The organism is uncultured Paracoccus sp. (assembly GCF_947487305.1).
Lineage (GTDB): Bacteria > Pseudomonadota > Alphaproteobacteria > Rhodobacterales > Rhodobacteraceae > Paracoccus.
The window spans coordinates 1-16,846 of sequence record NZ_CANKWH010000010.1; the positions used below are offsets into that span (position 1 = coordinate 1).

Annotated in this window: 7 protein-coding genes; 3 read left to right on the plus strand and 4 right to left on the minus strand. The window is 64.2% G+C overall.

Features of this window, described 5'->3' with window-relative positions:
• Positions 1 to 160: 160 nt before the first annotated feature.
• From Q1A36_RS12975 to Q1A36_RS12990, 4 genes are all read right to left on the minus strand, one after another.
• Complete coding sequence (locus tag Q1A36_RS12975) at positions 161 to 3,688, minus strand: hypothetical protein (RefSeq protein ID WP_299844637.1); 3,528 nt, start codon at positions 3,686 to 3,688, stop codon at positions 161 to 163.
• Between the two features lie 25 nt (positions 3,689 to 3,713).
• A complete protein-coding gene (locus Q1A36_RS12980) occupies positions 3,714 to 8,486 on the minus strand; it encodes a hypothetical protein (RefSeq protein WP_299844640.1) in 4,773 nt (1,590 codons plus the stop codon).
• 75 nt (positions 8,487 to 8,561) lie between these two features.
• Entirely contained in the window at positions 8,562 to 12,563 is a 4,002-nt protein-coding gene (locus tag Q1A36_RS12985; protein WP_299844643.1) for a CshA/CshB family fibrillar adhesin-related protein, read from the minus strand.
• Between the two features lie 3 nt (positions 12,564 to 12,566).
• On the minus strand, positions 12,567 to 12,797 hold the full coding sequence (locus Q1A36_RS12990) for a hypothetical protein (RefSeq protein WP_299844646.1): 231 nt from the start codon (positions 12,795 to 12,797) through the stop codon (positions 12,567 to 12,569).
• Between the two features lie 843 nt (positions 12,798 to 13,640).
• Between Q1A36_RS12990 and Q1A36_RS12995 the strand changes: the two genes are divergently transcribed.
• The 3 genes from Q1A36_RS12995 to Q1A36_RS13005 all read left to right on the plus strand — a co-directional run bounded on the left by Q1A36_RS12995 (position 13,641) and on the right by Q1A36_RS13005 (position 16,832).
• Positions 13,641 to 14,690: a phytanoyl-CoA dioxygenase family protein gene (locus Q1A36_RS12995; RefSeq protein ID WP_299844649.1), complete on the plus strand. Its 1,050-nt coding sequence runs from the start codon at positions 13,641 to 13,643 to the stop codon at positions 14,688 to 14,690.
• A 256-nt stretch (positions 14,691 to 14,946) separates the two neighbouring features.
• Entirely contained in the window at positions 14,947 to 15,801 is an 855-nt protein-coding gene (locus Q1A36_RS13000) for a transketolase (protein ID WP_299844652.1), read from the plus strand.
• Positions 15,798 to 16,832, plus strand: coding sequence for a transketolase family protein (locus Q1A36_RS13005; RefSeq protein WP_299844655.1), 1,035 nt, complete (start codon positions 15,798 to 15,800; stop codon positions 16,830 to 16,832). Before Q1A36_RS13000 ends, Q1A36_RS13005 begins: the two co-directional genes overlap by 4 nt.
• The last annotated feature ends 14 nt before the right edge of the window (positions 16,833 to 16,846 follow it).

The following is a 16,846-nucleotide window of genomic DNA, read 5'->3' on the forward strand; positions in this document are numbered from 1 at the left end:
TTCCGCTCCTCTCCCAGCCAGGAAAGCGTAGCGGAAAACTCCAGCTTCAAACGGTCCAGTTTCCGGGGATCAGATCACATGGCGGAGTAGCTCAATCCTCGAACGTCAAGCAAGCCTGATGGCGCGGTTTCGGTACCGCCGCGCATCAGCTCATTTCGGGTCAGAACTTCGCGATGACGTTCAGGAACAGCCCCCTGTCATCGGAGGTGAGATCCGCCAGATCGTCGGAATAGTCGCCGAAGTTGTAACCGACCCCGACCTCCATATTGTTGCCGAAATGGCGGTAGGCGGCGGCGAGGACGCCGAGCTCGGTGGTTTTCGCCTGTTCGAGATGCAGTGCGCGGGCTTCCATCAGGATGTCCCAGTTATGCACCAGGTGGTAGCGGGCGTTGACCACCGCCAGCCAGGCGTCATTGTCATAGAAGCCCGAGGAACTGGTCGAGGCGCTTTCCGACAGACGCCCGCCCAGCTTGCCGCCAAGCGACCATTGCTGGTTCAGGTCATATTCGGCATCGACGGTGAAGATATGGCTCTTCTGGCGCGGGCCGCGATTGTCGGTGCCGTCGACGGTCTGCCCATACATGTCGTAGTAGTAGCGATACTTGAACAACATGTTGAAGCGGTCATTGGTGATCGGCCGCACGGCGTACCCGACCACCACATCGGTCAGCCGCCCGTCGCGGATCGAGCTTTCGTCGGTATCGGTATCGGCGAGATCGACATAGCCCAAGAGCGTGCGGGACTCGTCGATCTTGTAGGTGGCGTTCGCGGTCAACAGGATGGTGTCGGCATCGCGGTCATCCACGCGGGGGGGAACGATCTCGTCACCGCGCTCGCGGCGGAATTCCAGCCGGCCCGAGGCTGTCAGCTGTTCGTCCTCGTACTTCGCGCCGAGGCTGATGGCATGGCGCTTGAAGTCGCCGCTGCGATCGTCACGGATCTGGCCCACATCCAGCCCGAAGCTGTAGGTCAGGAACTGATCGGGGCTGTAATCGACGCCATAGCTACTGGTCAGCGAATCGCGGTCGCTCTCGATGTCATAGGTGTTCTCGCCGAAGAAGGCGGTGGTGTCATTCACCTGCCGGCGGCCGCCAAAGACGAACTTGCCCTTGCTTTCGCTCAAGCTGTCGAAGGTGCCGGTGCGGTCGAAATCATCCGGGTCGAGCTCGTAGCCAAAGTAAAGGCTGCTGCCATCCTCGCGCTCGTATTCGGCGCGGATGTCGGCACCGACGCCAAGCGTACCATCCGAGACCTCGCCGGCGACGGTCCAGCCATTGCCGAAATCGCGTTCGATCCCGAGGCCGAGGCGGTTGTTCCGCTCCAGCCCCTCATTGGCCAGAGTGGCTTGCGCCAGAAGCGACCAGCTGAAGCGCGGGGTGACCTGGCGGGTATAGCGCAGCGCCATGTCGGTGCGATTGCCGGTCTCTTCAGGGCTGCGGCGCCGGACATGCTCGACGCCGAGCGCGAGCGTGTTCACGCTGTCCGGGCTCCACAGCACTTCCGCCCCGGCCTCGCTGTCGCGGCGGTCCTGATCGTTGCGGAAGTCCTCGGCATAGACCCGCCAGGCCAGCCGCTCGGAGGCCTGGATATCGGCGTCAAACCCCCAGAGCCGCTCGCCGGTGCCGACGGTATAGTCAAGCGAGGTGAAGCCCGCCTGACGGTCCTCGAAATAGGCCGAGACCGTGCCTTCGGTTGTCAGGCCCAGTTCCTGAAGGTCCAGCTCGGTCTCCAGCCGGATGGCGCGCCCGGTGCCGTCATCGGCATCGGTGCTGTCATAGATGAGCCCGCCATCGGTCGAGCTGCGGAAGCCATAGCCCGGCCCCTCGCTCTTGGCATATTCGGCCTCGACATAGCTATTCTCGCCGAGGCGATAGTGCAGGTCGGCACCGTAAGCCTTCTGGTCGGCGGTGCCGGTGTCCTCTTTCTGGGCGGTGGCGCCAAGGCGCAGGTCATCCGTCACCCAGCCCTCGACCCGCCCCCCCAGCGTGGCACCCTCGACCGAGAGGCCGACCGGGGTATATTCGTATTGAACCACAAGGTTCAGTTCCGCATCGCCGCCCGGATTGGTCACGACCACGCCGCCGCCCGAGGAGGATCGCAGCGGTTGCGCCAGGCGGATGCTGCCCTGCAGGTAATTCACCTCGTAATCGGTGCCGGCCACCAGATAGCGGCGGTCGATCACCCGGCCCGAATCCGGATCGCGCAGTTCGACGCTGACCACCTCCGAGCCGCGGGTGATGTCCTGCCGGCTGAGGAAATAGATCGAGCCGCCGGTGCCGCGCAGCACGTCGCGCTGCGGCAGGTTGTCGGGGCGCGCGGCATAGAACGTCGCCTGCGCGCGTGGCTCGCCATGCGTGGTCTGTGCCTGAGATTCCCAGTGGGCATTGGCACCATAGAGCACCCGCTCGTTGCGCAGATACTCGGTATTCTTCAACTCGGCCTGGGAGTTGCCCCAGACGGCGTAATTCTTGTCCTTCTCGACCCGGACATAGATCTTGCCCTGGGTTGGGGCGTCCTCGACGATGGACGACCCATCGCCATAGGTAGGGTAATATTCGTTCGGATCGATCCGGCGCAGCAGGCTCGAGGGGTCCTTCTCGTCGAAGCTGGAGAAGAGATCGCGGATGTCATTGTCACGCGTATCGGCGGCGACGGTGAACTCGACTCCGTTCGCGTTGTAGCCGTTCACATAGAAGGCCAGCCGCCCCTCGGTATAGGTGTCGCGGGTGCCGTCGATATCCTTCACCCCCACCGTGGCATCGGTCAGGGCGGTGTAGAACATGTCATAGCGCGGGATCTCGATATCGCGCGAGAAGCTGAGCTCCTGCACCGGATCGACGACCTTGACCTCGATGGCGTGCTCGCCGACCGGCAGGATGCGTTGCAGGGCGAAATTGCCTTTGGAGGCAGGACGGATCGCCTCGCCCAGGGCATAGACGGTGCCGTCGGGATCGACATTCTCGCCCGAGACGGTGACCGCCCCGCCCTGCACCGGGATGGCGCGGCGGGCGGTGGCGTCGGTGCCTTCCTCGGCCAGTTCCGACAGCCCGCGATCATCGGCGATGGAGAGCGGGATATCCACGGTCTCGTCATAGCGGCCCTGCGCGTCATAGACGCGGTGGACGATGACGACGCGGTCGCCCTCGGGCATGGTGAAGCTGGCCTGACCGTTCGGATCGATTGGCAGGATGGCCAGCGTGCGCCCGGACGAGCCGCGACCGGCCCGGTCGATGACCCGGATCTCGCCCCGGCTCACATAGGCGGGATAGTTCAGCCGGCTGGTGACGGTGACGGTCTCGCCGGGCTCCAGCGGACGATCGGAATCGCTGCGCTGCACATCCAGCCGCTTTCTGGCACCGAGGCTGTCGAAGCTGACCTTTATGTCGGCGGCGTCCAGGGCCAGGTCGGTCTGCCGGATCACGTCCTCGACATCGGGATCGCCCGAGACCGGGGCGCCGTCGATGACGATCTGGAAGCCGGTGCCACCCATCGAGGGCGGCGGGCCGGCAACCATCTCGGTATTCTCGCCCGCCGGCATGGTGACGGCGGTGCCGGCCTCGGGCCGCTCGCAGGATTCGGGTAGGGTGCCGCCCGAGAGCGCGCAATCGGTATCGGGGATCGGCTGCGCCAGCACGCCGCTTGCCATCAGGGTCAGCAGGGCAGTGCCGCAGAGCAGGCGCGTGATCATTCTGGGGTTCAACATGTGCCGTGCCTCACTGAATCTGCTTCGAGGTGCGCTCGATATTCAACTTGTAGCGCCCTCGATCCCGCCACAGCTTGGTCAGCAGCTGCTCGACCGCGTCCAGCCGCGCATCGATCAGCCGCCGGTCCTCGCCCCGGTGGTAATACGAGAGACGGATCACCCCCGGCGTGCTGCGGATACTTTCGACCAGCTGGGCGATGCCATCGCTGAGCGGTCGGGTCATCTCGGCCGAGCCGGGCTGGAAGGCGGCATCCATCAGATCCACATCGGTCACCTTGCCGACCCCGACGCCGAAGTTGATGCGCACCATCTTGCCCGCCGTGGCTCGCACGACGCGCGGGTTTTCCGTGGTGACGCGATAGCCCGTCGGCAGCGAGCGGGTGTCGAGCTTCAGCGAGATGTTCTCGCCGGTGCCGCCCGGCAGCGCCGCGCAGGGCAGGCTGAAGCGGCCATGCTCGTCCGTGGTGATCAGCTCGCCCGCCAGCGTCACGACCCGGGCGCCGGCCATGCCGGCCTCGCCCTCATCCTGATAGCCGTCCATGTCGCGGTCGTCGAAGACCTTGCCGATCACGTCGCTGCAATCGAAGACATGTTCGGCGCGCCGGGTGATCTCGGCCTCTGCCACGTCCGAGATGGTCTCGCCCTCGTCATCGGTGGCCCAGGTCCGGTTCACCGCCGTCTCGCCGGCCTCCATCGTTGTCACCCGCGCATCGAAGGTGATGACCAGGCTCTCGCCCAGGGCGATGTCCATGGGCGACCAGACCAAGCTGCGGCCGGCGACCTCGGGATCGACCTCCTCGCCCGCAATCCGGGCGCTGTCAGGCACGTATTGCACCGCCGGCGGCAGCTCATCGAGAATCCGGGCATCGATGGCATCCACCGTGCCGGTATTCTCGAAGGTCAGCGTATAGGTGATGATCTCGCCCATTTGCGGGTTCTGGTTGCTGACCGATTTCGAGGCATCAAGCTCGGGATCGTCGGTGATGAGCAGCATCACCGTCGGCCCGTCGGGGCCCGCATCCGGGTCGGTGGGATCGTGGGACAGGTCGGTCACACGTGCGCCCTGCGGATCGGTGCCCGAGGCGGTGGCGATGTTGTCCACGCGGCCACGCTCGAGATCGGCCTGGGTCAGCGCATAGACCGCCGTGAAGGTGGTCTCGTCGCGGTCGCCCGGCGCCATGCTGGCGATCGGCCCGCCGGTGACGGCGACCAGATCGTCGTCGATGCTGACGTCGGTCAGGGTGACGTTGCCGGTGTTGATGACGGTGAAGCTGTAGCTGATGGTATCGCCCAGCTCGGCAATGCCATCGCCGCCATCGTTCAGGGTCGCAGTCTTCTCGACCGACAGTTCGGGCATGGCGGGCAGCAGGACGATGGTCGGATCATCCGGGTTGCCGTCGCCATCCGGATCGGCATTGGTCGGGTTAGCCGGATCGTCCGAGACATCGATATAGGTCACGCCCGTGGGATCGGTGCCGCTGACGCTGGCCGAGTTCTCGAACTCGCCGGCATCCAGATCCTCCTGCGTCAGCACATGGACGGCACTGAAGGTGGTGCTGTCCGTGGCCCCGGCCGCAAGGCTGGCGATCGGGCCGCCGCTGACCGTCACCTGCGGGTCACTGACCGTCACATCGGTCAGCGGCACGGTGCCGGTATTGCGGACGGTGAAGGCATAGGTGATGCGGTCGCCGACATTGGCCACCCCGTCACCGCCATCATCCAGCGTCGCGATCTTGTCGAGCGAGATCCCCGAAGCGGTAACCAGAATGGTCGCCGTCGCCGTCGAGCAATTCTCGGGGTTCAGGATCTCGCAGATCGTATACTCGTAGGAATAGGTGCCGGCAGTGGTTCCGGCGGCGATGGTGATGGTGCCGTCGGGGTTCATGGTGATCGAACCGGCGGCAGGGGTCGGCGCGGTACCCGGAGTCAAGGTGATGTCCGCCGGATCCAACGCCACGCCGTTCAGCGTGTCATTCAGCAGAACCGAGGGCAGGTCGCCGCCGCTCTCGCCCGCGATGGGCTGGTCGGACAAATCATCATCCACCGCCGCGATGACCGACAGGCCGATGGTTATGGTGGCCGTCGCCGTCGAGCAGTTCTCGGGGTTCAGGATCTCGCAGATCGTATAGGGGTAGGTATAGGCGCCGGCGGTGGTGCCGGGGGCGACCGTGATGGTGCCGTCCGCGTTCATGGTGATAGACCCGGCAGCCGGAGTTGGAGCCACACCCGGGGTCAGGGTAATCGCCGCCGGATCGACCGGCGCGCCGTTCAGCGTGTCGTTGCCCAGAACCGAGGGCGTATTCCCACCATCCGCGCCGTTGATCGGGTCGAAGGGATCATCCTCTGCCACGAGCGGCGCGACATCCACGGCCACGATGGCCACGGCCGCCGAACAGTTCTCTGGGTTCAGGATCTCGCAGATCGTATACTCGTAGCGATAGGTGCCAGCGGTGGTTCCGGCGGCCACGGTGATGGTGCCGTCCGGGTTCATGGTGATAGACCCGGCAGCCGGAGTTGGGGCCACGCCCGGGGTCAGTGTGACCGCAGCCGGATTGACCGCCACGCCGTTCAGCGTGTCATTGGCCAGCACCGAGGGCGTGGTCGACTCTACAAATCCGTTCAGCGGACCAAAGCTGTCATCCACCGCCAGGATCGGTGCAGGTTCGACCACAATGGTCGCGGTGGCGGCCGAACAGTTCGACGGGTTCAGGATCTCGCAAATCGTATAATCGTAGGTATAGCTGCCTGCGGTGGTTCCAGCGGCGACGGTGATGCTGCCATCCGCGTTCATGGTGATCCTGCCGGCAGCCGGGGTTGGCGCCACGCCAGGGGTCAGGGTGATCAGCGCCGGATTGACGGGCGCACCGTTCAGCGTGTCATTGCCGAGCACCGAGGGTGTGGTGGTGGTGACAAAGCCGTTCAGCGGACCATAGTCGTCATCCACGGCATCGATGGGCGCTGCCTCGACCACAATGGTCGCGGTGGCTGTCGAGCAGTTATCGGGGTTCAGGTTCTCGCAGATCGTGTAGTCGTAGCTATAGGTGCCTGCGGTGGTCCCGGCGGCGATGGTGATGAAGCCATCGGCATCCATGGTGATCGAACCGGCAGTCGGCATCGGCGCCGCACCCGGGGTCAGGGTGATGTCGCCGGCATCGACGGGCACGCCGTTCAGCCGGTCATTGAGCACCACCGGGGCCGTCCGCGTCTCGACAAAGCCGTTGACCGGGCCATAGCTGTCATCCACCGCCAGGATCGGTGCCGGCTCGACCACGATGATCGCAGTGGCGGTGGCGCAGTTATCGGGGTTCAGGTTCTCGCAGATTTCATAGTCGTAGCTATAGGTGCCGGCGGTGGTTCCTGCGGCGACGGTGATGGTGCCATCGGCGTTCATGGTGATCGACCCCTCGACCGGACTCGGTGCCGTCCCCGGAGTGAGGGTGATTGCTGCCGGATCAACCGCCGCGCCGTTCAGCGTGTCATTGTCCAAGACCGAGGGCGTGGTGGTCTCGATAAAGCCGTTCAGCGGGCCATAGCTGTCTTCCACGGCCACGATCGGTGCAGGTTCGACCACGATGGTCGCGGTGGCGGTCGAACAGTTCAGCGGGTTCAGGTTCTCGCAGATCTCATAGTCGTAGGTATAGGTACCTGCGGTGGTTCCGGCCGCCACAGTGATCGTGCCGTCGCCATTCATGGTGATCGAGCCATCGGCCGGGCTCGGGGCCGTGCCCGGGTTGAGGGTGATGGCCGCCGGATCGACCGCCGCGCCGTTCAGCGTATCGTTGTCCAAGACCGAGGGCGTGGTGGTGGTGACAAAACCGTTCACCGGACCATAGCTGTCATCCTCGGCCTCGATCACGGCGGGGGCGACCACCACGGTGGCGATGGCGGTGTCGCAGTTCGTCGGATTCAGGTTCTCGCAGAGGGTATATGGATAGGTATAGGTCCCTGCCGTGGTCCCTGCGGCGACGGTGATGGTGCCATCGGCGTTCATGGTGATCGAGCCGGCGGCCGGGGCGGGGGCCGTGCCGGGGGTGACGGTGACATTGCCCGGAATGACGGGCTCGCCGTTCAGCGTGTCATTCGCCACGACCGAGGGGGTGGTGGTCGTCACGAAGCCGTTGATCGGGCCAAAACTGTCTTCGACGGCATCGATCACCGCTGGCACGACCGTGATTGTCGCTGTGGCGGTGTCGCAGTTCGTCGGGTTCAGGTTCTCGCAGACGGTATAGGCGTAGGTATAGGTCCCCGCCGTCGTCCCTGCGGCAACGGTGATGGTGCCGTCCGGGTTCATGGTGATCGACCCCGCCGCCGGCGTGGGCGCAAAGCCCGGCGTGACGGTGACATTGGCCGGAACGACCGGCACCCCGTTTAGCGTGTCATTCGCCACGACCGAGGGGGTGGTCGTCGTCACAAAGCCGTTGATCGGACCAAAGCTGTCATCGACGGCATCGATCACCGCCGGTGCGACCACGACGGTCGCGGTGGTGGTCGAGCAGTTTGTCGGGTTCAGGCGCTCGCAGATCGTATAGGGATAGGTATAGGTCCCCGCCGTGGTGCCGGGCGCGACGGTGATGGTGCCATTGGCATTCATGGTGATCGAGCCGGCGGCCGGGGTCGGCGCCACGCCCGGGGTCAGGGCGATCTCCGCCGGATCGACGGGATCGCCGTTCAGCGTGTCATTGGCCAGCACCGAGGGCGTGGTCGCGCCCACCAAACCGTTCACCGGGCCATAGCTGTCGGTCTCGGCCACGATAGGCGCCGGGGCGACAATGATGGTGGCCATTGCGGTGTCGCAGTTCGTCGGCGTCGACCGTTCGCAGATCGTATACTCGTAGGTGTAGGTGCCGGCGGTAGTTCCTTAGGCGATGGTGATGGTGCCGTCCGGATTCATGGTGATCGACCCGGCAGCCGGCGTCGGTGCGGTACCCGGGGTCAGGTTGATGTCGGCCGGATCGATCGCAGCGCCATTCAGCGAGTCATTCACCAGAACCGACGGGGTGGTGGAGCCGAGATAGCCATTGACCGGACCATAGGCGTCATCGACAGCGTCCACGGTGGCCTCGTCGACGATGATCGTCGCCGTCGCCGTATCGCAGTTCGACGGGTTCAGGATCTCGCAGATCCTGTACTCGTAGGTATAGATGCCCGCCGTGGTATCCGGCGCGACGGTGATGGTGCCGTCCGGGTTCATGGTGATCGAGCCGAAGGTCGGCGCCGGTGCCGTGCCCGGCGTCAGCCTGATCAGCGCCGGATCGACCGGCGCGCCGTTCAGCGTGTCATTGGCCAGAACTGTCGGCAGGGTGGCGCCGTTGAGGCCACTGACCGGGCTCGGCGCGTCATCCGCCGCATCGATCGGCGCGGCAGCGACGGTGATGGTCGCGGTGGCGATGCTGCAGTTCGCCGTATTGGCGATGTCACAGATCGTATACTCGTAGGTATAGGTGCCGGCGGTCGTCCCGGCGGCGACGGTGATCGTGCCGTCGTCGTTCATGGTGATCGAGCCGCGGGTCGGCACCGGCGCCGCACCCGGCACCAGGGTGATGTCGGCCGGATCGACCGCCGCACCGTTCAGCGTGTCATTACCCAGAACCGAGGGCGTGGTGGTGGTGACGAAGCCGTTCTGCGGGCCGAAGCTGTCAGCCACGGCCTCGATCGACGATTGCTCGACCACGATCGTGGCCGTGGCGGTGTCGCAATTGCTCGGGTTCAGCCGCTCGCAGATGGTGTAGCTGTAGGTATAGGTCCCCGCCGTGGTGTTCGGCGCCACGGTGATGGTGCCATTCGGGTTCATGGTGATCGAGCCGACAGATGGCGTCGGCGCGGTGCCCGGGGTCAGGGCGATGGCTGCCGGATCGACGGGCGCCCCGTTCAGCGTGTCATTGCCCAGAACCGAGGGCGTCGTGCCGCCATCCGTGCCGTTGAACGGCGCCGGCGTGTCATCCACCGCGTTGATCGGGGCGGCGGCGACCACGATGGTGGCGCTGCTGGTGCTGCAATTCGTCCGGTTGGCGATGTCGCAGATCGTATACTCATAGGTATAGGTGCCGGCAGTGGTCCCGGGGGCGACGGTGACGGTGCCGTCCGCATTCATAAGGATCGAGCCGGCGGCCGGGGTCGGCACGATGGCGCTCGGCGTCAGGACGATATCGGCCGGATCGACCGGCTCGCCGTTCAGGGTGTCATTCAGCAGCACCGAGGGCGTATTGCCGCCGCCCATGCCATTGACCGGCGCGGTGGTGAAGTCATCCGGGTTCGCCACGATCACCGATTGCTCGACCACGATCGTGGCGGTGGCGGTGTCGCAGTTGGTCGGGTTCAGCCGCTCGCAGATGGTGTAGCTGTAGGTATAGGTGCCCGCGGTGGTGTTCGGCGCGACCGTGATGGTGCCGTCCGCGTTCATGGTGATCGAGCCGACCAGCGGAGCCGGCGCGGTGCCCGGCGTCAGCGCCACGGTGGTGGTCGTCGCCGCCACGCCGTTCAGCGTGTCATTGGCCAGGACCGAGGCAGTGGTGCCGCCATTCGTGCCGTTGAGAGGCGGCGGCGTGTCGTTCACCGCATCGATCGGCGCGGCCGTGACCACAACCGTCGCGGTCGCGGTGTCGCAATTCGTCGGGTTCAGCCGCTCGCAGATCGTATAGGGATAGCTGTAGGTCCCCGCCGTCGTCCCCGGCGCGATGGTAATGATCCCATCGCTGCCCATGGTGATCGACCCCGCCGCCGGCGGCGAGGCCAGCGTGCCCGGCGTCAGTGCCACGGTCGTGGTCGTGGCCGCCACGCCGTTCAGCGTGTCATTGGCCAGAACCGAAGCCGTCGCACCGCCATTGGCGCCGTTCACGGCGGGCGGCGCGTCGTTCACTGCATCAATCGGTGCAGGCGAGACCACAACCGTCGCAACCGCCGTGTCGCAGTTCGTCGGGTTTATCCGGTCGCAGATCGTGTAGGAATAGCTGTAGGTCCCGGCCGTTGTGCCGGGCGCCACCGTGATGATCCCGCTCGGGTTCATGGTGATCGAACCAGCCGCAGGCGTCGGCGCGGCACCGGGCGTCAGCGTCACATTCGACGTTGTCGCCTGCGTCCCGTTCAGCGTGTCATTGGCCAGAACAGACGCCGTCGACCCGCCATTCGCGCCATTGATCGCCGGAGGCGCATCATTCACCGCATCAATCGGCGGAGCACTCACAACAACCGTCGCAATCGCCGTGTCGCAGGAGGCCGGAATCACCGTCGAGCAGATCGTATAGGGATAGCTATAGGTTCCCGCCGTCGTCCCCGGCGCCACGGTGATGGTGCCGTTCGCATTCATGGTAAGCGACCCGGCGGCCGGGGTCGGCGCGGTGCCCGGGGTCAGCGTCATGTTCGAGGTGGTGGCCGCTACGCCATTGACGGTGTCATTGTCGAGAACCGAGGCGGTGGTGCCACCCGCAATGCCGTTGATCGGCGAGGCAGAGTAGTTGTCGTTGACCGCGTCGATGACCAGCGTCTGCGAAACGATGCTGTAGTCCTCGACCTCGCCGTCGCGTGCCACGGTGGCCGAACCGGCGCTGCCAAGCGATTGCGAGGTGATGCGGAAGCGCGCGTAATAGGTAGTTGCGGTGGGAACCGCAGTGCCGATGGTCCAGGTCAGGGGACTGCTCAGCACGCCGCCACTGACAGAGGTGCTGGCAAATTCGCCGGTGTCGAAGATGTCGTTGCGGTTGAAATCGATCCAGGCATGCAGCGTGCCGGTGCCACCCGCGGTGACGGCCGAGGTCGGGATGGTATAGGTGGTCGCGCCGGCATAGAGCGGCGGCATGGTGACACCGGTCTCGTCATCGAAACCATCGGTGTCATCGCCCGTGGCGGTGGTATCGGACTGCATTCCCAGCTCGGAATCGCGCTGCTGGGCACCCAGATAGATCCCCGCGCCATAGGTCAGCGTCGCGCGGGTAATGTTCTCCTGAGGTGTCAAGGTCGTCGGCGTGCCTCCGCCCGTGGCACTGGCAATAAGATAGTGACCGTTATTGGTATAGTTGGCCGGCGCGTCGCCATAATCGAAGGGAACGAACAGACCGAAAGCCAGGGCCTCGCCGCCCCCTGCGAACATCGACACGCTGATCGAGGTGACGTTCTGTGCCAGCGCAAGAATAGTGCCGTTCTCGCGGTTGCCGGCCGCTGTGTTGTCCTCCATGTAGACAGTCTGTCCGCCATTCGAGAAGCGGACGTCCAGCGACCCTGACCCCTCGATGACCTGCCACGCGGTCCCTGACGTCGTCCAGGTTGCGCTTTCAGCCGGGCCCCCCGTATCCTCGGCCTCGGCGACGACGATACTGGTCGGCACGCTGACCCCGCCGACGGTCGTGCTGAAACTGATGCTGTAGCTCGGGTCCTCGCCGTTGACGGTGTTGCCAAGTCCGATCGGGTTCACCCCGGGATAGAGGTTGTCCAGCACGTCGCCTTGCCAACTGCCGGTGTTATAGGGGGAGATCGAGACATTTCGGGGCGAAATCGTGGCCGTGAGCGACAGGCCGTTCGACAGGGTCCAGCTCTTGGTAACACTCTGGTTGGCAGGAAAGCTCGTGTTGTTCGGGCAGGACCAGTCAAGCCAGAAGATCGAGTCGCGGAAAACCCCCGTACCGCCGGCAGAGGCATAGCCCGAGCCGGTTCCCGTCCCCACCTCGGTGCCGCAGTTGATCTGTGCCGAGGCCGTGTCCGCCGTTCCGGCCAGTCCCGCGATGGCAATCAGGGCGGCGGCAGCGGCGCGACGCAGGGTCGATCCATGGCGCCCAATTACGGCTGACCAGCCGGCGCGCGACGGGGCCGCCTCGATCTCGGCAGTGTGGTCAGTGCGGGAGCTGAAACGCAGGAATTTTCCGATGGACATGGTTCAGCTCTCCGACGTGGCCGGCACGGTGCTGGGCACGACCGGGTAGATCTTCTTGGTCTCGATGGTGAAAGTCTCGCCGAACCGGGTCTGGTGGCGAAGGTGGCGCAGTTGCGGGAGACTCGTGGGCAGGACATTCTGCCGCATGGTAAGCCGGCAGCCCTGCACGTACAGGGGATGGGCTGCAGTGCCGGCCAAAGCCGGTTCTAGCGTGGCCTCGCGCGGCCAGAACAAGGACCGCTCCTGCTGCACCGGTAAGGCGCCGCAACCTGAGCGGGTGTTCTGTGGTCCGTCGAAGCCACATCTGACGCCAAGGCCAGTTGCTGCCAACAAAATAGTTACCCCGTCCCCCGGTGCCCGCCGGTTCGCGGCGGATCAATCAACAAAAAGTTAACCATGTTGAGGGGTTTTGAGCAGGTGTTTGCCCAACTGGCTACTTGCCTAATTAGCCAGTGTTGCAGTCCTGCATCGATGCACAGTCTGCAAGATGTTAATACTAATGGATAAATATGCCTTACTTAACAATATTCTAACTTGCGCCTTGAGGTAGGGGGCAGAGACAAGTGTCGTTACGTAACTCTCGACCGCCGGACCGCCATCTGTTGCAGCGATAGGCAACCTTTGTATGGCGATACTCGGCTCTGCCCTTCCTCCGGCCCTTCCTGCCGACGAAAATTGCAACCTATACTGGTGTTTTTGGATGATTCGGTGGCAAACTCGTTCCGCTGAACGACCGGTCAACTGATCTCATGGTGGCAGGATGATGCTTCGAGGGCTCGTCGGGCGCGGATAGTCGGTCAGCGGCAAGCAGGTCACTCGCCGTCCGTCTGGTGCCGGATCGATTTTGGGTTGCCCGAGCGAACGCAGCAGTCGGGGCTGGCCAAGCATGGCCTGGACGCCAGACCGGGCAGGTCGGCTTGCCCGGCGGATCGCGCAACGCCCAGGTCAGGTTCTGGCCTGTTGCCGCGTGGCATAAGCGACCCGGAAATGCCGGTAAACCTGCACAGTCGTAACGATTTCGCTATTGCCAATCAGACATATGCCCCCGACACTCGGGGCAGAAGTATTATTTGGAGAATGACATTGAACTTAACAGCCGGGAACCGAGCACAGGCAGAAGAGGCCTCGTCGGCAGTGATTGAAGAGCAAATCAAGTCGCCTGGGGCAAAGGTCTATCCGTCTGCGCGGGCGCAGCGCCCAATCGGGCTTTTCTACGATGAGTTGTCGCGCGGCGTGAACCCGTTCAGTCTTATCGAAACTGCAGGTGTTGCCGACGCATCCGACACAACCGAGCATATTTCAAATCTTTTCAATCGCTTTGGAATCGTCAAGGTGCGGGGCCTCTATTCCCCGCAGCGGTCGAAAGAGCTGCACGAACATTGCATCGACTTTTCGGACCTGAAGCCACTGGATTTCAGGGATGTCATAACCCGCAAAAGGAAGGGTGCAACTGGTGGAGCGCCGGTTCTGAAAGATGAGCGGTTCTGGCCCTATGCGGGCGACCCCAAGATTCAGCAGGTTATTCAGGCCGTGCTTGGGGAGCGCAGCTTCGAATTTGGATCCGCAGTCGCGGTGCATTACTCGGCACGGGGTCTTCATCGCGATTTCCGCATGCTGGTCGAGAATGATACCTCGCCCTATTCAGCCAAGAAACCCACCGAGCGCATCGTGCGCATCCTTCATTACTGCGGGCTTGCGGGCGGGGCGCTTGGATATATTCCCTTCTCGCATGACGAAGAGAAGTTTGCCGCGCAAAGCAGGCGCATCGCGCTGAAGCATGATACCCAATGGTTCGACCGCCACCGCGAGGTGCTGACCAAGGTTCGGCAGACCCGCAACTTTGTCGATGCGGACGAAATCGAACGCCATGTCTGTTGGGTCCATGCTGACCCGGGCGACGTCGTCATTTCCAACTCTGCAATGCTGCATTGCGGGGAGTATCTGACCGGCCCACGATATTTCTTCGTGTCCACCTATGCGGCGAGTAACCCCGAGACTCTCGCACTCGCCACCAATCAGGCGAGGACCGACACCGCGCGCAAATACCACCGGTACATGAGTGAACGCGGGTTCAAGGGAAGCGAGGATATTCTCGAAGCCGCGCGAGGCGCGGCGCAAGCTGTCTAGCAGCCGCTCCGAAGTCTTGGGACAGCAATGAAAAGCGCCCCTCGGGGCGCTTTTTCCGTCCGGGTCCGAGGTTCGGTTCAGCAGTGACCCGGGAAAAGGGACAGCGAAAATGGGCTGACCCTTATCGGCTTCCATCGGCAAGATCGCAGCGCAAATCATGAAGCGCAGCTAAACAATTTACAAAGAATCGATACAAGACTTGGCCCGGCGATTCGGCGCATGTTTCCCCTACGGCACAAGCCGATCGGAGGAACTCATGACAGTCGAAAGCCGCTCTTTCGCGGCGTCCAACACCTCGTTGGCGCTGCGGGCATGGAATATTCGCCGCAAGGCCCTGTTGATGGGCGAGGTGCAGGGACAGGGCTATATCGGCCAGGCGCTTGGCGTTGCCGATGTGCTGGCCGCATCCTATTTCCACGCGCTGAATTATGACCCCAAGGACCCGGAATGGGAGGGGCGCGACCGTTTCCTGCTGTCCATTGGGCATTACGCCATCGCGCTTTACGCCGTGCTGATGGAGGCCGGCATCCTGCCCGAGGACGAGCTGGAAACCTATGGCATGGATGACAGCCGCATGCCGATGTCGGGCATGGCGTCCTACACCCCGGGGATGGAGATCACCGGCGGGTCGCTGGGGCATGGTCTGGGGATCGCCGTCGGCATGGCGATGGGGCTGAAGCGCAAGAACAGCCCGGCTTTCGTCTATAACCTGATGTCGGATGGCGAGCTGGGCGAGGGCTCGACCTGGGAGGCGGTCATGTCGGGCGTCCAGCACAAGCTGAACAACCTGATCTGCCTCGTGGATTTCAACGACCAGCAGGCCGATGGCAAATCCACCGCCGCGCTGGCGCAGGGCGACGAGCTCGCCAAGTGGCAGGCCTTTGGCTGGCACGCGCAGCGGGTGGACGGCAACGATCTCGACGCCGTGGTTGCGGCCTTCGACGCGGCCCGCGCCAGCAGCCATCCGGGGCCGCGCGTCATCATCTTCGACACCACCATGTGCAAAGGGGTCGATTTTCTCGAGACCCGCGACATCACGCATTTCGTCCGCGTCGAGGCGGATGAATGGGCCAAGGCCCTGGCCGTTCTGGAAGAGGGGAAGCCGCAATGACGCTGGCATCGATGACACGCAAATACGAACCGCGTCGCCTGCGCGAGGGGCCGCGCGTGGCCACCACGGCGATGATCGCCTCGCTGGCCGCCGAAGGCTATGAGACGGTGACGGCGCCCTTTGGCCACGCGCTGGTCGAGGCGGCGAAGACCGACGACAAGATCGTCGGCCTCTCCGCCGATCTGGCCAAATATACCGACCTGCACATCTTCGCGCAGGCGATGCCCGACCGCTTCTATCAGATGGGCATGGCTGAGCAGTTGCTGATGTCGGCCGCCGCTGGTCTGGCGCGTGAGGGGTTCAACCCCTTCGCCACCACCTATGCGGTCTTTGCCAGCCGCCGGGCCTATGACTTCATCGCCATGGCCATCGCCGAGGAGAACCTGCCGGTCAAGATCGTCTGCGCCCTGCCGGGCCTGACCACGGGTTACGGGCCGAGCCACCAGGCGACCGAAGATCTGGCGATCTTCCGGGGCCTGCCGAACATGACGGTGATCGATCCCTGCGACGCCGATGACATCATCGGCATGGTGCCGCAGATCGCCGCCCATGACGGCCCGGTCTACAGTCGCTTGCCGCGTGGCAAGGTGCCCTCGGTCCTGACCCGCCACAAGCCGGATTACAAGTTCCAGCTGGGCAAGGCGCAGGTGATCCGCGAGGGCAAGGATGTGCTGGTCATCTCGACCGGGTTCATGACCATGCGGGCGCTGGACGCGGCCGTCGCGCTGGAGCGCGATGGCATCAATGTGGCAGTGCTGCACGTGCCGACGATCAAGCCGCTGGATAGGGAAACCATCCTCGCCGAGGCCCGCAAGGGCGGCCGGCTGGTCGTCACCGCCGAGAACCATACCGTTGTCGGTGGTCTGGGCGAGGCTGTTGCCACCACGCTGATGACCAATGGCGCCACCCCCGCCTTCCGCATGATTGGCCTGCCGGACCAGTTCCTCGAGGCCGGCGCGCTGCCGACGCTGCACGAGATGTACGGCCTGACGGTCGACAGCATCACCAACCGCATCAAGGGCTGGCTGTAAGCCCCGAAAGAGAA